Genomic DNA, 19,653 nt, shown 5'->3' on the forward strand with positions numbered 1-19,653 from the left:
TAAAGTCGAACTGGAAAGTCGCCCCAGCCTAGGGCTGTTCGCATTGAATAAGCCAACCTTCCATTTCACTCGGCGCATTGGTTGTAAACCCTACCGGAAACTACGTGTCGGCCTGAGCGCTGTGTAGTGTGGCAATAAACGACCGTCCACTGATATCAGCCATGCTGGCGTCCTTCTTGACAGATTAAGGAGGCATGCGCGGTGCGCACGCCTGCAGCATAAGCAGACGCAAGAGTGACGCGCAGAGGGAATGGCTCCCTGCCAGGCCGCCCTATGCAGGGCGGCCTGGCAGGGGCAACTTACGCCACGTTGTGAGAAACCGCCGGGCTCAAAGCCAAATCGGCCAGCTCCCGGTTGGCCACGGCATACATGGCATAGTCCGTGGTAGTGGCAGCACGAAGGTCGTCCAGCATGCCACGCCAGCGCTCTACATGAGCCCGGTGCTGTTCCAGCCATAGCGCAACCCGCGCATCCACGTCATCCGGTGCCTCCTGAAGCTGAAGCACAGAAATGGTGATAGCCCGCTGTTGCAGGTCCAGGTCATCCCTGAAGGCTTCACGTGCCAGAGCCTGCCAATTGCTTTGCACCGGCAGGCTGCTGATCTGCTGCAAGTACCAGTTCAGGTCCAGTGCGCTGCCGCTGGCGAAGAAGGCTTTGGCCACATTGGCGGCGCTCTGCCCTGTCACGTCAGACGCCTCAATGATCGGCAACAGGTTGTAGAGGTAGGTCGTGCCTGCAACCATCCGTGCCAGCAGCTCAGGCACTCCCGCTTCTACATAGGCTTGGTACCGGCCCTCCCAGGCACTTTGTGTAGGGCCCTGCAAAAGCTCGTTAAGCTTGAGCCCCAGTGCCGTGATGTGCGGCCCAAAGTGGGCAACGTCACGGCCAGCGTCCTGGTCGTTGCGCCGGTTGCGCAGGAACCAGCGTGTGGCCCGGCGGCCCAGGCGCATCAGCTCTTCCATAAGGCTCAACTGAAGCTCGGCAGGCACCAGGTAATCCAGGGCTTCGATCTGGCGGAACCAGTGAGGCAGGTGGAAGATGTCCCGTACCACCACATACGCACCGGCCACCGCTGCGGCGCTCATGCCAGTGGACTCCTTCAGGCGCTGCACGAAGGTGATGCCCATGTGGTTCACCAGGTCGTTGGCGATCTGGGTGCTCACGATTTCGCGCTTGAGGCGATGACGGCGCATGGCCGTACCATACTTGGCCACCAGGCTCGGGGGAAACGCGGTTTCCATGTCTCGGGTGAGGTAATCGTCATCCGGTACGTTGGAGTTGAGCAGCGTCTCCTTCAGGTCGATCTTGCTGTAGGAAATCAGCACACACAGCTCGGCACGTGTGAGGCCGCGACCTGTGCTTGCACGCTCGGCCAGTTGCTCCTCGTTGGGCAGGAACTCAATGGCACGGTCCAGCTTGCCACGGCTTTCCAGGTCCCCAATCAACCGCTTGTACTCGGCAAGGCGGTCATTGGCACGGCGGGCCGCGATAGACAACGCCTGGGTCTGCTTGTAGTTGTTACCCAGCACCAGGTTGGCTACTTCATCGGTCATGCTGCCCAGCAGCTCGTTGCGCTGCTTCTCGGTGAGGTCACCGGCGGCCACAGCCTCGTTGAGCAAAATCTTGATGTTCACTTCGTGATCGGAGCAATCCACGCCACCAGCGTTGTCGATGAAGTCCGTGTTGGTGGCGCCGCCGTGCAAGCCGTACTCCACGCGACCCAGCTGAGTCATGCCCAGGTTGCCGCCCTCGCCCACGACCTTGCAGCGCAGTTCATCGCCATTTACACGCAAGGCGTCGTTGGCCTTGTCGCCCACGTCGGCATGGCTTTCTTCACTGGACTTCACGTAGGTGCCGATACCGCCGTTCCAGAGCAGGTCCACAGGCGCTTTGAGGAGCGCATGAAGCAGCTCGGTAGGCGTCAGGCGATCAGCCTGGATATCGAACCGTGCTTTCATTTGCGGGCTGATGGCGATGCTTTTGGCGCTGCGCTGGAAGATACCGCCGCCGGCGGAAATCAGCGACGCATCGTAATCGCTCCAGGCCGAGCGCGGCAGGTTGAACAGGCGCTGACGCTCCGCAAAACTGAGCGCGGCATCGGGGTTGGGATCGATGAAGATATGCAGGTGGTTGAAGGCAGCCACCAGTTGCAGCGTGTCCGACATCAGCAAGCCGTTGCCGAATACGTCACCGGCCATGTCGCCTACGCCGATCACGGTGATGTTGTCTTTCTGCACGTCAATGCCGCGCTCGCGGAAGTGACGCTGTACCCCTACCCAGGCACCACGTGCGGTAATCCCCATGCCTTTGTGGTCGTAACCGGCCGAGCCGCCCGAGGCGAAGGCATCGCCCAGCCAGAAGCCATAGCTGGTCGCAATGCCGTTGGCGATGTCCGAGAAGGTTGCCGTGCCCTTGTCGGCGGCCACCACCAGGTAGGGATCGTCGCCGTCGTGGCGCACCACGCTGGACGGTGGTACGACTTCGCCTTCCTTAAGGTTGTCCGTGATGTCGAGCAAGCCGGAAATGAAGAGGCGGTAGCAGGCGATGGCCTCGTTCTGTACCTCGTCACGGGTACCACCCACGGGCAGGCGGCGCGGAATGAAACCGCCCTTGGCACCCAGGGGCACAATCACTGAGTTCTTCACCTGCTGCGCCTTCACCAGGCCCAGCACTTCGGTCCGGTAGTCTTCTTCGCGGTCCGACCAGCGCAGGCCACCACGTGCCACGTTGCCAAAGCGCAAGTGCACGCCTTCTACACGGGGGCAGTACACAAAGATCTCGAACTTGGGCACCGGCCGCGGCAGCTCCGGAATCAGTGAGGGGTTGAACTTGAAGCTGAAGTAAGGCTTGGGTTGCCCATCGGCACCCGGCTGGTAGAAGTTGGTGCGCTGGGTGGCCTTGATCAGGTCCAGGTAGCGCCGCAGGATGCGGTCCTCGTTCAACACCTGAACATCATCCAGCGCCGTAAGAATGGCCTGCTCCAGGCGTTGCTGCTTGTCGTCCAGGTCATCGCCGGTCAGCTTTCGCGCCAGGTAGAAGCGGGTCTTGAACAGCCGCGTCAGTTCGCGTGCGATGTCTGTGTGGTTGTTCAGTGCCGCCGCGATATAGCCCAGGTCGAAGCCCAGGCGGATTTGCTTGAGGTAGCGTGCGTAGGCCCGCAGCAACGCCACGTCACGCCACGGCAGGCCAGCGGTCAGTACCAGGCGGTTGAAGGCATCGTTCTCGGCATCGCCGTTGACGATATGCACGAAGGCATCCTGCAAGGTGTCATTGAGTTGCTGCAGGTCCAGCTTCAAGCCTTCAGCGTAGGTGAAGGCAAAATCATGAATCCAGAATTCGCGGCCATTGCGGTTGCGCAAGCGATAGGGGAATTCGCCCAGCACGCGCAGGCCCAGGTTTTCCAGAATGGGCAACACGTCCGACAGTGCCAGAGGCACATCGGCATGGTACAGCTTGCAGTGCAGCTGGCGCTCACCGCCCTGGGCCAATGGTTGGTAGAAGCTCATCACCAAGGGCCGCGTATCGCTCAGGGCCTGTAGGTGCTGCATGTCCACCACAGCCGAGTGCGCAGCAAACCGCTCGCGGTAGCCCGCAGGGAAGCCTTTGGGGAATTCGGCGAGCAGGTTGGTGCCTTGAGCTTCGCCGAAGTTCTCAATGGTCATGGCGTGGTAATCGTCCTGCCAGGAACGGCAGGCCTGTACCACTTCACGCTCCAGTTGCTGGGGGTCGATGTCCTGGCGGTTGGCCGGGTCTACCCGAAGAATCAGCTGCACGCGTGCCAGTACCGACTCGGAGAAGAAGGTCCAGAACTCGCAGTCGCTGGCCTTGAGGCGGTCCATCAGAACCTGCTGGATCTTCTGCCGCACTTCCGTGGAGTAGACGTCCCGCGGTACGTAGGCCAGGCAGTAGCAGAACCGACCGTACGGGTCATTGCGCAGGAACACGCGAATCTTGGCCCGTTCCTGAATCTGCACGATGGACATGACCGTGCTGAACAGCTCGTCCACAGGCGTCTGGAACAGGTCGTCACGGGGCAGCACTTCGATCACCTGGGCCAGCTCCTTGCCCAGGTGGGCGCCCATGTCGAAGCCCGAGCGGCGCTCGATCTCGGCCACCTTGCTACGTACGTAGGGGATCTGGTGCACGACGGTGCCATACACCGCCGAGGTGTACAGGCCCATGAAGCGGCATTCCTTGGTCACGCGGCCTTCGGCGTCGATCTGCCGGATGGACACATAGTCAGGGTAGGCCGGGCGATGCACACGGCTGGGCTGGGCAGCCTTGGCGAATGACAGCAACACCGGCTCGCGCAGGTATTTGAGGGCAAAGTCCTCGATACGCAGGTCTTCGGCGGTGAGCCCGGCGCGCAGCAGCCGCGGCAAGCCCAGGAAGGACTGCTCGTCATACACCAGGTGACCGCCTTGGGCGTCCTCGTGTACCTCGAACTCTTCATAGCCCAGGAAGGTGAAGTGGTTGTCCACCAGCCATTCCAGGAACACCTTCACTTCGGCCTTTTCAGCGCCGTCGACCGGCCACGGGCTGTTGTCCACCAGCGCCAGCATGTCGTGGAGCTTGGCTTTCATGGGGTCGAAGTCCGCCACCGTGGCGCGTACCTCCCCCAGCACTTCAAGCAGCGCGCTGGACAACCCAGCCAGGCCGGAAGCTGTAGCACAGCGGTCGATCTCCAGGTACATCAGCGATTCCTGGGCTACGCCGTCACCACGGGTGTTTTTCGGCAACACCTCTAGCAGCTCGCCGGCAGGGCCGCGGCGTACGCTTAGCACAGCGGTCTGCAGGGTGTGGATACTGTAGCCGCGGCGGTTGAGCTCGGTGCGAACCGAATCCACCAGGAACGGGAGGTCTTCGTGCAGCACCTCTACCACACTGTGGGTGGACTGCCAGCCGTGGCGTTCGTAGTCCGGGTTGTACACCCGCACCTCGGGCTGCTGAGGTTTGAAACGCTGCATCAGGCGCCAGGCCGACAGCGTGCAGCCGGCCAGGTCGGACAGCCGACGCTGTGTCAGTTCATCCAGGGAAATGATGCCAAAGAACTGGTCGGCGAACAGGGCTACTTGTGGCAGGGCATGTTCGTCAACGTGCTGGGCCAGTACCGCCTGCAGTTGATGCTGGAAGTCGGCTTTGCTGGCCGCAGTGAAAAACGCCATCTGTGATACTCCGCTTGGGCTTTGTATTTGGTGGAAGCGTAGCCTGTATCCTCTGCCTGGCCGGGCCTGCGGGCAACCGGGAACCCCTGGGCAGAGCGTTATGAAGCCTTTGGGCTATGACAAGGGCAAATTGTTCAACCCCTGCCGCCAGTGTCATCAACGCCTTAGCTTAGCGACAGTCAACCTGTGACATCTTGCCACAGGGCGACATATTCGGTCAGCCCCGGGTTGCACCAAGCGCAACCTCTAACAGCAGCGAATGGCTGGGCCGGGGCCCGCTGCGAAAAACCATGCGGCGTGCCACAATGCGCCATCCCTTTTCGAGACCACACCATGCACATGAAAGCCGCGCTGTTAATGGGCAACCCTTGTGATGAAGAAGAAGACAACCTGGCCCTGTTCTGCTGCCAGGGCACCGAAGGCGAAATGCTGCTGCTGTCCCGAGCGCCGGGGGAGGACGATGTGGAGCTGGTATGGGATGAGCAGGCTGTCGCGGTACGGGACTTTCGGGTGACCTTGAACGCTAGCCGGCTATGGGTAGACCTGCCTGCGGATACCGAGGCGCCCTTCTCCGCCGTTCGCCTAAGCGCAGACCTGACCGACGCGCTGGTAGACCTGGAAGACGTTCAGGCGGCCTTGCAAGTCATTCTTCAAGGCACCGGCACTTTGGTCATGGAGTAACGCCCCTATGCTGTTCGACGCCCACTGCCATATCATCGACCCGCGCTTTCCCTTGGTGCCCAACCAAGGCTACCTGCCGCCAGCATTCGACGTCGGCGCCTACCTCGCCCAGGCTACGCCCCTGGGAGTGACCGGCGGCGCCGTGGTGTCGGGGTCCTTCCAGGCGTTTGACCAGGCCTACCTGATCGACGCGTTGAAACGCCTGGGCAAGGGGTTCGTGGGCGTGACTCAGGTCGAGGCGACTGTCACAGACCAGGCACTGGCCGACCTGCATGCCCATGGCATACGGGCCCTGCGGTTCAACCTGCGCCGCGGTGGCTCCGAGCCGCTGGACCAGCTGGAACGCATGGCCCAGAGGGTGCACAGTTTGTTTGGCTGGCACGTGGAATTGTATGTGGACAGTCGCGATCTGCCAGACTTGATGCCCCGACTGCTTCGCCTGCCAGCGGTCAGCATCGACCACCTGGGATTGAGCGGTGAGGGTTTGCCTGCTTTGCTACGGTTGGTGGAGCAAGGGGTTCGGGTGAAGGCCTGTGGTTTTGGCAGAGTCGATTTCGCCATAGGCCCCGCCTTGCAGCAACTGGATGCAGCCAACCCCCAGGCGCTGATGTTTGGCAGCGACCTGCCATCCACCCGAGCGCCCAGGCCTTTCCAGGCGGCTGATATCACCTTGATCAAGGACGCGCTGGGCGAGGCACGCGCACAGGCCGTGCTGTGGCAAAACGCCCAAGCGTTCTACCGTTGTGGCCACCTGTAGCCTTTGCATCCTTTGGCCGCTTAAACGGCCAGGCCTATCAACAGCACCACTTCCAGGCATTCCACCAGCGCGCCGGCGGTATCGCCTGTGGTACCGCCAAGGCGACGCATCAGCCACCAACGCAGGCCAGCAAAAGTGGCAATTCCAATCAGCATCACCGCGCCAAGGGCCATGAACCCGGCCAGCAAGCAGGCCCCCACTACCCACCACCCTGCCGAGCGCGGCACATGGGTGGCCAGGGTTTCTCCCAGCCCGCCAGGCCGCACGTAAGGGGTGGTGAGAAACAGCACCAGCAGCGCGGCCCTGGCCAACACCGGCACCCACAGCCAGGCATGCCCAGCGGGCGCTACTGTGACCAAAGCGGTGAATTTCAGTAGCAGGAGCACTATCAGGGCCACGACCGCCATGGGGCCGCTGCGCGGATCCTTCATGATAGCCAGGGTGCGCCTGCGATCCCCATAGCCCCCGACCCAGGCATCCGCTGTGTCGGCGAAACCGTCCAGGTGCAGGCCTCCAGTAAGGGCTACCCAGGCCGCCAGCAATAGCGCCCCATGAAGCAGTGCCGGTGCCCCAGCCAGCCCCCGGTCCAGCACAGCCAGCAGGGTAGCGAACAACACCCCTACCGCGGGATAGAACAGCAGCGAGCGCCCGTTCTCAGCTGCTGTGGGGATACGCTTGAGCCGCACGGGCAAGCTGCTGAGAAACTGCAAAGCGATCCACCAAGGCAGGATCATAAGGCGCTCCACTGGCCGGCGTCGCTGAGGGCCACAGGGTGCAACTCGCCATGCCCCACAACCACCTGCAACAGCTCGCCAGGTGGCAACCCGCGGGCCTGGGCCAGCAGCACTCGCATCACACCAGCATGGCTGATCACCAGTAGCCGCTGGCCTGTGTAGTTGGCCTGCAGCAGGCCGACAGCGCCGTTGATCCGTGCGCAGAACGCTGCCAGCGGCTCACCACCGGGCGGGGTGAAGCTGAACGGGTCCTCCCAGAACCGGCCAAGGGCGTCGGCCTGGTCTACCATCAGCTCAGCGGCTGAAAGGCCTTCCCACGCGCCAAAATGCAATTCACGTAGGTCTGGCACGATCAGCAGCGGCAGTGATAGACGATCAGCCAGCACCGCTGCAAAGGCGGCACACCGTTGCAAGGGTGAGGTGACGATGGCATCCCAAGGCCCCTGCCCCGTGACAGCGGTTTCCAGAGCTGCCCAGCCTGCTGGTGTCAGCGCGTCGTCCAGGCTGCCGCGAAAGCCACCGCCGCGCTCGGTTTCACCGTGACGCAGCAGGTCCAGGCGCAGGCTCATTGGGCGCGGTCCGCCACGGCTGCTTCGGCAAAGGTGGCCATACCGTTGTGCAGTTCACAGGCTAGCCTCATCAGTGGCACCGCCAAAGCCGCGCCACTGCCTTCACCCAGCCTCAAGCCCAATGCAAGCAATGGTTGTGCGTTCAACGCCTCCAGCAAACGGGCATGCCCTGGCTCTGCGCTTTGGTGAGCGAAGAATAACCACGGCAGGCAGCCGGGGTTCAAGCGTACGGCCAGCAACGCGGCGACCGAGCAGATGAACCCATCGACCAGGGACGGCACCCCGGCCTGGGCGGCACCCAGGTAACTGCCCACCAGGCCTGCGATTTCAAACCCCCCGAAACAGGCCAGCGCCGCGAGCGGCGCCTGAAGCTGCGGGGCGTGAGCCTCAAGTGCCGCCTCGATCACATTCGCCTTATGGGCGACACCTTGAGGGTCCAGCCCGGTACCGGGGCCGACCAGCTCGGCAGGGGCACAGCCCAGCAGCCAGCACCCTAACGCAGAGGCTGCTGTGGTGTTGCCGATGCCCATTTCCCCACCGATGAACAACTGTGCCCCAGCAGCGGCAGCAGCCTGGGCCGTTTCCCGCCCCACGTGCAGCGCCTGCTCGCACTGTTCCGGCGTCATGGCGGGCTCATGGGCAAAGTTACGGGTTCCTGCACCCAGCCGCACCTGGCGAACGCCGGGCAGGTCCAGCGGTACGACCGTGCCCAGGTCCACCACCGCCATCTGTGCGCCCAGGCTCTTGGCTAGCACACTGATAGCGGCGCCCCCATTGATAAAGTTGCGCAGCATCTGGCCTGTCACGGCCTGCGGGTAGGGTGAGACCCCTTCAGCCACGATACCGTGGTCCCCAGCGAACAGGCCGATGTGCACATTGGCGACCTTGGGCGAAGGCGTGCCCTGTAGCGCTGCGAGCCGAACCGCAATGGCTTCGAGCTGGCCCAGGGAGCCCGCAGGCTTGGTCAACTGACGCTGACGCTCCTGTGCAACAGCCGTGAACTGGGTATGTGCTTGCGCACAGGGCGCTAGCCACCAGGCCGTGGTCATGGGGTAGGTCCTTTCAAGGTCAGAGGAAGGCCAGCCACGGTAAGCACCACGTGCTGGCAACGTTCAGCAATAGCCTGGTGGAGCAGCCCGGCTTCATCCACGTAGCGGCGCGTCAGCTCCCCCATGGGAACGATGCCCAGGCCGGTTTCATTGCTCACCAGAATGATCTCGCCAGGCAACTGGTCCAACGCGACCAGCAGGGCGTTTCGCTCCGTAGCCAAGCGTTCGGGGCTGTCCAGCATCAGTAGGTTAGTGAGCCACAGCGTGAGGCAGTCCACCAGCACGCACACGTTTGGGCCGGCATGGGCACTCAATACACTGGCCAACGCCAGGGGCTCCTCGACCAGCGCCCATTCCGCCGGGCGCCTGGCCTGATGCAGGCGCACGCGGGCGTCCAGCTCAGCGTCCCGTGGCTCGCTGGTGGCGATGTAGGTCACTGGCAAGCCGCTGGCCAGCGCAAGGCTTTCCGCCAGCTTGCTTTTGCCAGACCGCGCGCCCCCCAGAATCAATCGGCGCATGTCACATTGCCCCCTGGCACAAGGCGCGCAGCCGTGGTGTGTCCAGGTGCTGCTCCACCAAGTCGGCCAGGCGCTCGATATCTCGCTCACGCAGGCCGTGATAGTCCAGCTCGTTCGCCCCTTGTAGCCCCGCCCAGTGCAGCAGGGCCGCGCAGGCAGGCGCCGACTCGAACAGGCCATGCACATAGGTGCCCATCACTTGGCCGTCCGCGCTGATAGCACCGTCGTCTCGACCATCGGCCAGGCGTAGCGCCGGGCGGCACAGGTCTGGCCCCTGGCTGACGCCCGCATGAATCTCATACCCCTGCACCGGCACCGCGTTGGTCGATAGCCAGCCACTGACGTTGCGCAGTTGTTTGTCTGCCGCCAAGGTAGTCTCCAGGGCCAGCCAGCCCAGCCCTTCGCTTACTCCCGCAGGGCCCTCCAGGCCCAGGGGGTCGGCGATGCGTTGGCCCAGCATCTGCAAGCCGCCGCAGATTCCCAGCACCTTGCCGCCATAGCGCAAGTGCCGGGAAATGGCCGTGTCCCAGCCGCCCTTTCGCAGCCGTGCCAAGTCGGCGCGCACGCTTTTGGAACCGGGCAGGATGATCAGGTCGGCCGGTGGAATCGGCTCGCCCGGCCGCACAAAGGTGAGCGCGACCTGAGGATGAAGGCGCAACGGGTCGAAGTCGGTGTGGTTGCTGATGCGCGGCAGTACGGGCACCACTACACGCAGCAATTGGCCCTGCTTGGCCGGTTGGCGGCTGTCGACTGCGTCCTCGGCTTCCAGGTGGAAGTCTGTGAGGTAGGGCAACACCCCCAGCACGGGCTTTCCCGTATGGGCTTCAAGCCAGTCCAGCCCAGGCTGGAGCAACGCAAGGTCGCCCCGGAAGCGGTTGATCACGAAGCCCTGTACCCGCACTTGCTCAGTCGCCGAAAGCAGTTCAAGGGTGCCCACCAGGTGAGCGAACACGCCCCCTCGGTTGATGTCTGCTACCAGGATCACCGGGCAATCCACGGCTTCAGCAAAGCCCATGTTGGCGATATCGCCCTCGCGCAGGTTGATCTCAGCAGGCGAGCCCGCCCCCTCCACCACCACCACGTCATAGGCCGTGCTCAGGCGTTCGTGGGATTCAAGCACGGCCTGCATGGCCGTGGCCTTGTAGCCGTGGTAGCGCAAGGCATTCATATTGCCCACCGCCTTGCCATGGATGATCACTTGAGCCCCAGTGTCACTGTTGGGCTTGAGCAGCACCGGGTTCATGTCGGTATGTGCCGCTAGCCCACACGCTTGGGCCTGCACAGCCTGGGCACGGCCAATCTCGCCGCCATCAGCCGTCACAGCACTGTTGAGGGCCATGTTTTGCGGCTTGAAGGGCACCACTGTTTTGCCTTCACGGCGCAGCCAACGGCACAGCGCCGTCACCAAGGTGCTCTTGCCTGCGTCGGAGGTGGTGCCTTGTACCATCAGGGTCGGCATCAGGCCTCCTTGCTAAATGAGGCCAGGCCTTCGCCAAGCCGTTGCCAATGGGCTTCGTTGCTGGGCAGGCCAAAACGAAGGCTGCGGTTGTGAAGAAACAGCCGCACCAGAATGCCTAGCCTGGCCAAATGCAGGTAAAGGGCTTCGGCACGCTCGACCAGCACCCATTGAAACAGCGCGCACCCCCCTTCAGGCACCAGGCCATGTTCGGCCAGCAGCGCCACGAGGCGATCGGCTGCCTGGGTGCAGCGAGCTATCTGCTGGCGATGCCCTGCCTCGTCCAGCAGGCACGCACGCCCTAGGGTGCGGGTAGGGCCGCTAACGGCCCAGGGGCCCAGATGGTCCACCAGGCCTGCCAGCAAGCGTGGCTCGGCCAGGGCAAAGCCGAGTCGTACACCGGCCAGGCCGAAGAACTTGCCAAAGGATCGCAGCACCACCAGCCCAGGAAGGTGAGCGTCCGCCGCCAGGCTATGCTGGGGCGTCATATCCATGAACGCCTCGTCTACCACGAGCCATCCGCCCCGTGCGGCCAGGCGCGCATGCCAAGCCAGCAGGCAGCTGCGGTCCAGCAAGCGGCCCGTAGGGTTGTTAGGGTTCACGACCACCAGTACATCGAGGCGGTCTAGGTAATCATCGGCTTCGCTGTCAGCGATTTCGCGTACCACATGCCCGCCCTTGCGCCACGCTTCGGCATGCTCGGCGTAACAGGGCGCCAGCACGCCTACCTTGCCAATGCGGCGAAGGCGGGGCAGTACCTGAATGGCCGCCTGGGAACCGGCCACCGGCAATACCTGACGCGCACCGTAGTACCGGCAGGCAGCGGCTTCCAGGCCGTCATCGGGTTCGGGAAGGCGTGCCCAGGCCTGTGCCGGAATCGCAGGCACAGGCCAGGCCCAGGGCGCGATGCCCGTAGACACATCCACCCATTCGTCCTCGTCACGCCCGAACGCCTGTGCAGCAGCACGTAGCCGCCCACCATGCTCAAGCATAGAACTGCCCCCATACACAGATAATCAGCAGCCAGAGCCAAACCCCGCGCTGCACCAATGCCCAGGCGTTTTCAATGGCCGAGGCGTCGGCGGCCGGGCCTTCACCCAATACCGGCCGGTGATGGACCTCCCCGTGATACATGGCTGGCCCACCCAGCTCTACCCCCAAGGCCCCGGCGCCAGCGGCCATGACAGGGCCTGCATTGGGGCTGTCCCAGAGCCGCCCCTGCTGGCGCCAGCACCGCCAGGCCAGGCCTGTTTTGCCAAGCACCGCATAGGTAAGCGCTACCAACCTGGCAGGCAGCAGGTTGAGCAGGTCGTCGATACGTGCGGCGGCCCAGCCAAAACGTTCGAAACGTTCGTTGCGGTACCCCCACATGGCGTCCAAGGTGTTGGCCAGCCGGTACATCACCACACCGGGCACACCCCCCACCACGAACCAGAACAAGGCGGCAAATACGGCATCGCTACCGTTTTCCAGTGCCGACTCTGTGGCTGCTTTGGCCACACCCGTTCCATCCAAGGCTTCGGTATGCCGGCTGACCAGGCGGCCTACCCGTTCGCGTGCGCGTACCAGGTCCCCGGCGCGCAAGGCCCGTGCTACCGGCAACAGGTGCTCGCCCAGGCTGCGCAGGCCCAACGCCCAATACAGCACCAGCACCTCAACCACACCGCCTATCAAGGGCAGCCACGACAACACGGTCAACACCAGCACAGGGGGTACCACAGCCATCAGCCACGCAGTCACGCCATGGCTGCGCCAGCCGTGGCCTGCGAAGTTGAACCGCTGCTCAAGCCGTTTCGCCAGGTTGCCAAAGCCTACCAAGGGGTGCCACCGACGAGGTTCACCCAGCAAGGCGTCCAGGGCGACCCCTGCGACACAGGTCAAAGCCAGCATCACAACGTTGCCCCCCATGTATCGTTGAACAACAGTTCATCGAGCGGCCGCTCCTGTGTCCAGCCTTCGAGCACCAGCATCGGCTCTGAATAGAACTGGGCCACCGGCCCGAGGCACAGCACCGCCAAGGGCTTGCCGCCGGCGGGTATGTTCAGCAAGGCGCTCAGGCGCTCGGGGTCGAACAGAGACACCCAGCCCATGCCGAGCCCCTCGGCGCGGGCGGCCAGCCACAGGTTCTGCACCGCACAGGACAGCGAAGCAATGTCCATTTCCGGTAGCGTACGGCGCCCGAACACGTGCTGTTCGCGGCCGTCGGCCAAGGCGACCACCAGCAGCTCGGCACACTCACGTACCCCTTGCACTTTGAGAGCCATGAAATCGTCGGCCCGCTCATTCAAGGCCTGGGCCGTGCGCAGGCGCTCTTCTTCCACCAGTTGGTGAATCGCACTGCGAAGGGCCAGGCTGCGGATACGGATAAAGCGCCAGGGCTGCATCAGCCCTACGCTTGGCGCCTGGTGAGCCGCCAGCAGCAGGCGTTGCAATACGTCAGGCGCTACCTCCCCGCCTATGAAATGGCGCATGTCCCGCCGTTCGGCAATGGCGCGGTACACGGCTGCTTTCTCCGCGTCGCTGTAGGCGTGCTCGCTCATGCTGCCACCTCAGCGGGGCGAAGCAACGCCGCGCTGGCGGCAAGGTTGGACGGAAAGTAGAAATGCACATAGGAGGCCGTTAGCCGGCCCACGCGGTAGATCGCCTCGGCACCTCGCCCGCCGTTAGGGCTGCGGCCACGGGTAGTAGGTGCCCAAGGCGATGTGGTCAGGGAATGGTGGTAGGTGTGCCCTCTCAGGCACCCCTCATCCAGCTGCACGTCCTGCAAGGCCAGTGCAGCCAGGCGTTTTTGTAGCACCGCCTCGCCAGGCATCAGCCCAAGAAGGCTGGCGCGTTCGCCTTCCACACTGGTCAGCCCGTCCAGCAGGTACAGCATGCCACCGCATTCGGCCAACAGCGGTTTATCTGCACGATGGTGCCCGCGAATCGCCTCCAGCATCGGGGTATTGGCGGCCAGCTGATGGTGATGCAACTCCGGGTAGCCGCCCGGCAGGTAAAGGCTGTCGCACGGCGGCAGCCCCTCATCAACCAAGGGCGAGAAGAAGACCAGCTCGGCACCCATGGCCCGAAGTGCGTCCAGGTTGGCGTTATAAAGGAAAGCGAAGGCTTGGTCGCGGGCAATGGCAACGCGTACGCCCTGCAACAGCCGCGCCGGGGCCTCAGGCTCAGGGGGGCTGAAACACACAGGGGGTGGCAACGCATCATCGCAGGTGGCCGCCAGCGCCTGAGCTGCGGCATCGAGCCGGCGATCCAGGTCTTCCAGTTCGCTGGCCTGCACCAGGCCCAGGTGCCGGCTGGGCAAGTTGATCGCCTGCTCACGCGGCAAGCCACCGAACCAGCGCAGGCCTTCGGTGAGGCTGTCGCGTAACAGCTGGCTGTGACGTTCGCTGCCCACTCGGTTGGCCAGCACGCCCACGAAGGACAACGCCGGCCGGTAGCGGGCCAAACCCAAGGCCAGCGCACCGAAGGTCTGAGCCATAGCCGTACCGTCGATCACGCCCAGCACGGGCACGCCCAGTTCGATGGCCAGGTCTGCACTGGAGGGAAGGCCGTCGAACAGCCCCATCACCCCTTCGATCAGGATCAGATCTGCCGTTTCTGCCGCCTCCCACAGCAGGCGGCGACTTTGCGCTGCGCCTACCATCCACAGGTCCAGCTGGTACACCGGCGCGTCGCTGGCACGCTCGAGAATCATGGGGTCGAGAAAATCTGGCCCACACTTGAACACGCGTACCTTGCGGCCGCGGTTGCGATGCAGGCGCGCCAGTGCGGCCGTGACCGTGGTTTTACCCTGGCCAGAGGCAGGCGCGGCGATGAGTACTGCAGGACAGTGCCGGGCTGTACTCACCACTCGATACCCTTTTGTGCCTTGATACCTGCCTTAAAGGCGTGTTTGACCACGCCGATTTCGCTGACCGTGTCAGCCGCCTCCAGCAATTCCGGGCGGGCCGTACGGCCTGTAACGATGGCATGTTGCAAGGGTGGGCGCGCCTGAAGGTCCGCTAACACGGCGTTCACATCCAGGTAGCCATGCTTGAGGGCGATATTGAGCTCATCAAGCAGCACGAAATCCACGGCAGGGTCGGCCAGCAAGCCTTTAGCAACTGCCCAGGCGGCCTCAGCGGCGGCAATGTCACGTTGGCGATCCTGGGTCTCCCAGGTAAAGCCTTCCCCCATCACATGAAAGCTGACCTCCTCTGGAAAGCGGCGGAAGAACGCCTCCTCGCCCGTGGAGTTGCGCCCCTTGATGAACTGCACCACCCCGCAGCGCATGCCATGGCCCATGGCGCGGGCCAACATGCCAAAACCGGAGCTGCTTTTACCTTTGCCATTTCCGGTCAGCACCAACAGCAGGCCGCGCTCGTCAGGGGAGGCGGCAATACGGGCGTCCATTACAGCCTTCTTGCGCACCATACGGGCCTGGTGGCGTTCGTCACGCTCGGGAGTGTCGTTCATGTGCTGCCAGGTCCTTCACTGCGGTCACTGGCGGGTGCGCACCGACGCTATGCCTCAGCCCTACGGGGAAGCATGGCGTGGATGCCGCGCTCACCCGCACGGCGATCTGTACTGTAATAAGGCGGGTTGCATCGCTCGCCCGATAAGGTTTCAGGCCGGTCTCCGGGCTTGTGAGGGGGCCGTTATACCCCACCGGCGCGCCTTCCCGGTTATCCCAGTGGCCTGTGCGGCGGTGTTCACTCACTTACCGTTGCGGGGGCAGCGCCGGCCTTGCCCTAGGCTCACCGGCTTCCCTGTTTCACCCTGGCGCGCGAAGGTGGCCGGGGCACCTGAAACAATCGCGCAGGGTAAGGGGTTGGCCCAACAGCGTCAATTAAACATGTTGAACCTCCACCGCCTCGCTGCCTCTACGGTACACAACCCGGCTGCCAGGAAGCACACCATGCACATGTCCCGCCTTGCCTTAACCGTTGTACTTGCCGCCAGCGTGGCGGCGTGCGGCGAAAGCTCGAAACTGCAAGTGGCCGATGGTACAGGCCCTTCACCTAAACTCCCCGAACCCAACAAGACCCTGATCCCCACTGTCAATATTGCCCCGGCCGTGGGTTGGCCCCAGGGCGCCAAGCCCAAGGCTGCGCCCGGCACCCAGGTGAAGGCCTTCGCTGAGGGGCTCAACCACCCCCGCTGGCTGTACGTATTGCCCAATGGCGATGTGTTGGTAGCAGAAACCAACGCGCCACCCAAACCCGACGACACCAAAGGGATTCGAGGGTGGGTGATGGAGAAAGTCATGGGGCGTGCCGGGGCGGCCGTGCCCAGCCCGAACCGCATCGTGCTATTGCGCGACAAGGATGGCGACGGCGCAGCGGAAACCCATGAAGTGTTCCTGCAAAACCTCAATTCGCCTTTCGGCATGGCGTTGGTGGGCCAGAACCTGTACGTAGCAGACACGGACAAGATTCTGCGCTTCAACTACACCCCAGGCGCCACTCACCTGGACAGCGACGCCCAGACCGTCACCGACCTGCCCGCCGGCACGATCAACCATCACTGGACCAAGAACATCATTGCCAGCCGCGATGGCAAGAAGCTGTACGCGACCGTGGGTTCCAACAGCAACGTGGCCGAGAATGGCCTGGACAATGAGCAAGGCCGCGCCGCCATTTGGGAAGTGGACCTTGCCACTGGGCAAAAGCGCCTGTTTGCCAGCGGCTTGCGCAACCCCAATGGCCTCGCCTGGGAGCCCACGTCTGGCAAGCTTTGGACAGCCGTAAATGAACGGGACGAGATCGGCAGCGACCTGGTGCCGGACTACATCACCTCTGTAAAGGACGGCGCGTTCTACGGCTGGCCGTTCAGTTACTACGGCCAGCACGTGGATGTGCGTGTCGAACCTGGAAACCCGGACATGGTGCAAAAAGCGATTGCGCCTGATTTTGCGGTAGGGCCCCATACCGCCTCCCTGGGTTTAGCCTTCGCCCAGCCCGGCCAACTGCCGGCACCTTTTGATAAGGGCGCGTTCATTGGCCAGCATGGCTCTTGGAACCGCAAGCCACATAGCGGCTACAAGGTGTTGTTCGTCCCCTTTGCCGACGGCATGCCAAGCGGCCAGCCCGTGGACCTGCTAACGGGCTTTCTCAATGACAAGGAAGAAGCCATGGGCCGCCCGGTCGGTGTAGTCGGCGACAACAAAGGCGGATTGCTGGTCGCCGACGACGTAGGCAACAAGGTATGGCGTGTGACCCGGTAATAGCGGCCAGGCCCAGCCAGGGCCGTTATGGCAGTGCTGTTTGTGCCAAGCGCTCTGGCTGGATCACCCGCTTGGCAGCCAGGTAGGCTTTCTGCCAATACGGTTTGTTCAGGTATTCCAGGCGTACCGTACCACCGGTGCGCGGTGCGTGAACGAACCGCCCTTCCCCCACGTAGATACCGGCATGGCTCACCTGCCCATTGCGTTGCGTCGAGAAAAATACCAGGTCGCCGGAACGCAGGGCGTTGCGGTCGATGGTGGGCGAATGCATGGCAATCAGGTCACGGGTGGTGCGTGGCAACGCGATGCCTGCCGCGTCGTGGTACACAAACCCGATCAGGCCACTGCAGTCGAAGCCAGCGGCAGGCGTGTTGCCTCCCCAGCGGTACGGCGTACCTACCAAGCCAATGGCTCGAAACAATACGTCGTCAGCCTTTACCGAGGAGTAATCCGTTGGGTCAACCATCAGCGGGCGAGGTGCAACGGCCACCGGCTTGGGAGGCGGAGGTGGTGAACTCGCGCAGGCGGCCAGCAGCAAGAGCGGCGCCAACGCCAATAGGCGCAAAGAGGTGAAAGCCATGAGAAGGGATTCCGAGTTCGACTGCCGGTGAAGAGTAGCGCTTAACTCGCTGAATTCAAAAAAAAAGAGTAGCGAAAGCGTGACCGCTCGTCGCTACTCTTTTAACCCCGCCATGCGGGGCCGAACACACCGCTGCGCTTAGCGGCGCGCAACCTCGGTGGTGGGCGCCATCGCCAGCACACGCTTGGCTTCGATATAGGTTTTGCTCCAGTAGCTGTCACCCAGGTTATCCACGCGAACGCCGCCGCTGCGGCGTGAGCTGGAGTGGATGAACTGGTCATCGCCCAAGTAGATACCGGCATGGCTTACGCGACCACGGCGGCCTGTTGTGCCGAAAAACAGTACATCGCCTGGCTTGAGCTTGTTACGCGCGACCAGGGGCGCCTGAACGTTGATCATTTCGCGACTTGAGCGGGGCAAGGTCATGCCAGCTTCTTCGCGGAAGAGGAAATTGATGAAGCCCGTGCAGTCGAAACCGCTTTCAGTGGTGCCGCCAAAGCGGTAGCGCGTACCGATCAGGGACTTTCCACGTTCCAGGATGCTGTCTGCCAGTACCGGCAGGCGGTAGGGCGCAGTGCTGGAGAAAGCAGGCATGTCATCCCGGTCTGCCGTGAGGTCGTCGCTATCGAACGGAGAGACCTTGCCGGAGGGAATGGACGTATGGGGCTGCGGGAGGGGTGCACGTACGGCAGTAACCGGGGTGGACACCTGCTGTTGCGAAACCGGAGATTGGGCTGCGCAGCCGTACAACAGGGTAACAAGTGCAAGAGGCACGAGGGGTGCTAAGCGCTTCAGCATGGGCACGACCGTGTCGATAAATTAATGAAGGTGCGAATATGCCTACTATCGGCACCATTTGCAAATTTTATAGAACGATTTGTGACTTATGGTGCCTTGCCTGACGTCTGGCAGCGAAACACGCAGTACGACAGGCGGTCAGCGCCTACAAAGCATTTGCAAGCCATTGATAAACATGAAGAATTCAGAGGCGAACGACGGGCTTACGCTGCTTACAGGTAGGCAGGAACACGATTGGCGCCTGTTGCCTTATCCCTTGGTGCCCGGTGCCTATAAAGAAAAGCTATAGCAAGGGTATCAAGGGCCCGCGACAGGCCTTTGGCGGCACAAAGCTGACGGATTATATAGCAGTGTTTATGAAAGCAAAAGCCCTGCCATGTGCAGGGCTATCTGATGGCCAGCGCCGAACGGCCCTACCAGCCTAGTGTTTCTTTCAGAAAAGGAATGGTGAGCTTGCGCTGGGCCTGCAATGACGCCTGATCCAGGCGCTCCAGCAGGTCGAACAAGGCACTCATGCTGCGGCTGCCGCGAGTAAGAATGAAGTGTCCTACTTCATCAGTAAGGTGCAGGCCCCGCCGAGATGCCCTCAACTGGAGCGCGCGCAGCTTGTCCTCGTCTGACAGCGGCCGCATTTGGAACACCAGCGCCAGTGTGAGCCGAGACTTGAGGTCTGCCAGCTTCACCGGTAATTCTCGAGGGGAATGAGAGGCCGCAATCAGCAGGCGACGGCCGCTGTCACGCAGGCGATTGAACAGGTGGAACAGCGCTTCCTCCCAGTCTGGCTTGCCGGCAATGACCTGAAGGTCATCCAGGCACACCAGCTCGTACTGGGCCAGGTAATCAAGAATGCCTATGCCCCGGTCCAGCAGTTGAGCCAATGGCAGGTAAACCGCCGGTTGCCCTTGCTGCTCCATTCGCAGGCAGGCGGCCTGCATCAGGTGGGTACGCCCAACACCCTGCTTGCCCCATAGGTAGATAAGGCTTTCGGTCCACCCCGCCTCTGCATCGCACAGCCGCTCGACATAGCCGAGCGCCGCAGCATTGGCACCGGGATAATAATTCACAAAGGTGGCGTCGTCGCGCAGGCGCACACCCAGCGGGAGTTGGATCGGCTCTTTCATGCGGCCCGGGGTAACGCCTC

The 19,653-nt window shown here is 62.9% G+C and carries 17 protein-coding genes and 1 riboswitch; of the genes, 3 read left to right on the plus strand and 14 right to left on the minus strand.

The genetic code is table 11. The features are described from left to right. Positions 1–299: 299 nt before the first annotated feature. Positions 300–5,165, minus strand: a complete 4,866-nt coding sequence (locus ACSAMW_RS06075) for an NAD-glutamate dehydrogenase (protein WP_500593144.1) — start codon at positions 5,163–5,165, stop codon at positions 300–302. Between the two features lie 333 nt (positions 5,166–5,498). Here ACSAMW_RS06075 and ACSAMW_RS06080 point away from each other — a divergent pair, with 333 nt between their 5' ends. Both ACSAMW_RS06080 and ACSAMW_RS06085 read left to right on the plus strand, forming a co-directional pair. After that, positions 5,499–5,846: a hypothetical protein gene (locus ACSAMW_RS06080; RefSeq protein WP_500593145.1), complete on the plus strand. Its 348-nt coding sequence runs from the start codon at positions 5,499–5,501 to the stop codon at positions 5,844–5,846. Between the two features lie 7 nt (positions 5,847–5,853). After that, on the plus strand, positions 5,854–6,603 hold the full coding sequence (locus ACSAMW_RS06085; protein ID WP_500593146.1) for an amidohydrolase family protein: 750 nt from the start codon (positions 5,854–5,856) through the stop codon (positions 6,601–6,603). A 20-nt stretch (positions 6,604–6,623) separates the two neighbouring features. Here ACSAMW_RS06085 and ACSAMW_RS06090 read toward each other — a convergent pair whose 3' ends face one another. Genes ACSAMW_RS06090 through cobO form a run of 10 tightly spaced genes read right to left on the minus strand, consistent with a single transcriptional unit; the run spans position 6,624 to position 15,384 of the window. Continuing rightward, the gene (locus ACSAMW_RS06090) at positions 6,624–7,334 is read right to left on the minus strand and encodes an adenosylcobinamide-GDP ribazoletransferase (RefSeq protein ID WP_500593986.1); all 711 of its coding nucleotides are present in this window, start codon (positions 7,332–7,334) and stop codon (positions 6,624–6,626) included. Next, a complete protein-coding gene (locus tag ACSAMW_RS06095; RefSeq protein WP_500593147.1) occupies positions 7,334–7,906 on the minus strand; it encodes a histidine phosphatase family protein in 573 nt (190 codons plus the stop codon). Before ACSAMW_RS06095 ends, ACSAMW_RS06090 begins: the two co-directional genes overlap by 1 nt. Continuing rightward, positions 7,903–8,955 (minus strand): nicotinate-nucleotide--dimethylbenzimidazole phosphoribosyltransferase, encoded by a 1,053-nt coding sequence (cobT, locus tag ACSAMW_RS06100; RefSeq protein ID WP_500593148.1) that lies wholly within the window; start codon positions 8,953–8,955, stop codon positions 7,903–7,905. The genes ACSAMW_RS06095 and cobT overlap by 4 nt, the downstream gene beginning before the upstream one ends. Further along, positions 8,952–9,473, minus strand: a complete 522-nt coding sequence (gene cobU, locus ACSAMW_RS06105) for a bifunctional adenosylcobinamide kinase/adenosylcobinamide-phosphate guanylyltransferase (protein ID WP_500593149.1) — start codon at positions 9,471–9,473, stop codon at positions 8,952–8,954. Before cobU ends, cobT begins: the two co-directional genes overlap by 4 nt. 1 nt (position 9,474) lies before the next feature. Then, positions 9,475–10,932: a cobyric acid synthase gene (locus tag ACSAMW_RS06110; protein WP_500593150.1), complete on the minus strand. Its 1,458-nt coding sequence runs from the start codon at positions 10,930–10,932 to the stop codon at positions 9,475–9,477. Further along, a complete protein-coding gene (gene cobD / locus ACSAMW_RS06115; protein ID WP_500593151.1) occupies positions 10,932–11,921 on the minus strand; it encodes a threonine-phosphate decarboxylase CobD in 990 nt (329 codons plus the stop codon). The genes ACSAMW_RS06110 and cobD overlap by 1 nt, the downstream gene beginning before the upstream one ends. Next, positions 11,914–12,822, minus strand: coding sequence for an adenosylcobinamide-phosphate synthase CbiB (gene cbiB / locus ACSAMW_RS06120; protein ID WP_500593987.1), 909 nt, complete (start codon positions 12,820–12,822; stop codon positions 11,914–11,916). The genes cobD and cbiB overlap by 8 nt, the downstream gene beginning before the upstream one ends. Beyond that, positions 12,819–13,469, minus strand: coding sequence for a 5,6-dimethylbenzimidazole synthase (gene bluB, locus ACSAMW_RS06125; RefSeq protein ID WP_500593152.1), 651 nt, complete (start codon positions 13,467–13,469; stop codon positions 12,819–12,821). Before bluB ends, cbiB begins: the two co-directional genes overlap by 4 nt. Beyond that, positions 13,466–14,776: a cobyrinic acid a,c-diamide synthase CobB gene (locus ACSAMW_RS06130; protein WP_500593153.1), complete on the minus strand. Its 1,311-nt coding sequence runs from the start codon at positions 14,774–14,776 to the stop codon at positions 13,466–13,468. The genes bluB and ACSAMW_RS06130 overlap by 4 nt, the downstream gene beginning before the upstream one ends. Next, a complete protein-coding gene (gene cobO / locus ACSAMW_RS06135; protein WP_500593154.1) occupies positions 14,773–15,384 on the minus strand; it encodes a cob(I)yrinic acid a,c-diamide adenosyltransferase in 612 nt (203 codons plus the stop codon). The genes ACSAMW_RS06130 and cobO overlap by 4 nt, the downstream gene beginning before the upstream one ends. Before the next feature lie 136 nt (positions 15,385–15,520). Next, positions 15,521–15,732, minus strand: a riboswitch (cobalamin riboswitch). 94 nt (positions 15,733–15,826) lie between these two features. Between cobO and ACSAMW_RS06140 the strand changes: the two genes are divergently transcribed. Continuing rightward, entirely contained in the window at positions 15,827–17,134 is a 1,308-nt protein-coding gene (locus ACSAMW_RS06140) for a PQQ-dependent sugar dehydrogenase (protein ID WP_500593155.1), read from the plus strand. A 25-nt stretch (positions 17,135–17,159) separates the two neighbouring features. Here the strand turns inward: ACSAMW_RS06140 and ACSAMW_RS06145 are convergent, their stop codons facing one another. The 3 genes from ACSAMW_RS06145 to hda all read right to left on the minus strand — a co-directional run bounded on the left by ACSAMW_RS06145 (position 17,160) and on the right by hda (position 19,633). Further along, on the minus strand, positions 17,160–17,714 hold the full coding sequence (locus ACSAMW_RS06145; protein ID WP_500593156.1) for a C40 family peptidase: 555 nt from the start codon (positions 17,712–17,714) through the stop codon (positions 17,160–17,162). Between the two features lie 138 nt (positions 17,715–17,852). Beyond that, a complete protein-coding gene (locus ACSAMW_RS06150; protein ID WP_500593157.1) occupies positions 17,853–18,512 on the minus strand; it encodes a C40 family peptidase in 660 nt (219 codons plus the stop codon). 413 nt (positions 18,513–18,925) lie between these two features. Then, positions 18,926–19,633: a DnaA regulatory inactivator Hda gene (gene hda / locus ACSAMW_RS06155; RefSeq protein ID WP_500593158.1), complete on the minus strand. Its 708-nt coding sequence runs from the start codon at positions 19,631–19,633 to the stop codon at positions 18,926–18,928. Between the last annotated feature and the right edge of the window lie 20 nt (positions 19,634–19,653).

The organism is Pseudomonas sp. AB39(2026) (genome assembly GCF_059831485.1).

What these genes read in the sequence shown, in the direction of transcription:
- ACSAMW_RS06085 (WP_500593146.1), top strand. Translation starts at nt 5,854, where the DNA reads ATGCTGTTCGACGCCCACTGCCATATCATCGACCCGCGCTTTCCCTTG.
- bluB (WP_500593152.1), bottom strand. Translation starts at nt 13,469, where the DNA reads ATGAGCGAGCACGCCTACAGCGACGCGGAGAAAGCAGCCGTGTACCGC.
- cobU (WP_500593149.1), bottom strand. Translation starts at nt 9,473, where the DNA reads ATGCGCCGATTGATTCTGGGGGGCGCGCGGTCTGGCAAAAGCAAGCTG.
- ACSAMW_RS06080 (WP_500593145.1), top strand. Translation starts at nt 5,499, where the DNA reads ATGCACATGAAAGCCGCGCTGTTAATGGGCAACCCTTGTGATGAAGAA.
- cobO (WP_500593154.1), bottom strand. Translation starts at nt 15,384, where the DNA reads ATGAACGACACTCCCGAGCGTGACGAACGCCACCAGGCCCGTATGGTG.
- ACSAMW_RS06150 (WP_500593157.1), bottom strand. Translation starts at nt 18,512, where the DNA reads ATGCTGAAGCGCTTAGCACCCCTCGTGCCTCTTGCACTTGTTACCCTG.
- hda (WP_500593158.1), bottom strand. Translation starts at nt 19,633, where the DNA reads ATGAAAGAGCCGATCCAACTCCCGCTGGGTGTGCGCCTGCGCGACGAC.
- ACSAMW_RS06140 (WP_500593155.1), top strand. Translation starts at nt 15,827, where the DNA reads ATGCACATGTCCCGCCTTGCCTTAACCGTTGTACTTGCCGCCAGCGTG.
- ACSAMW_RS06145 (WP_500593156.1), bottom strand. Translation starts at nt 17,714, where the DNA reads ATGGCTTTCACCTCTTTGCGCCTATTGGCGTTGGCGCCGCTCTTGCTG.
- ACSAMW_RS06110 (WP_500593150.1), bottom strand. Translation starts at nt 10,932, where the DNA reads ATGCCGACCCTGATGGTACAAGGCACCACCTCCGACGCAGGCAAGAGC.
- cobD (WP_500593151.1), bottom strand. Translation starts at nt 11,921, where the DNA reads ATGCTTGAGCATGGTGGGCGGCTACGTGCTGCTGCACAGGCGTTCGGG.
- ACSAMW_RS06075 (WP_500593144.1), bottom strand. Translation starts at nt 5,165, where the DNA reads ATGGCGTTTTTCACTGCGGCCAGCAAAGCCGACTTCCAGCATCAACTG.
- ACSAMW_RS06095 (WP_500593147.1), bottom strand. Translation starts at nt 7,906, where the DNA reads ATGAGCCTGCGCCTGGACCTGCTGCGTCACGGTGAAACCGAGCGCGGC.
- cobT (WP_500593148.1), bottom strand. Translation starts at nt 8,955, where the DNA reads ATGACCACGGCCTGGTGGCTAGCGCCCTGTGCGCAAGCACATACCCAG.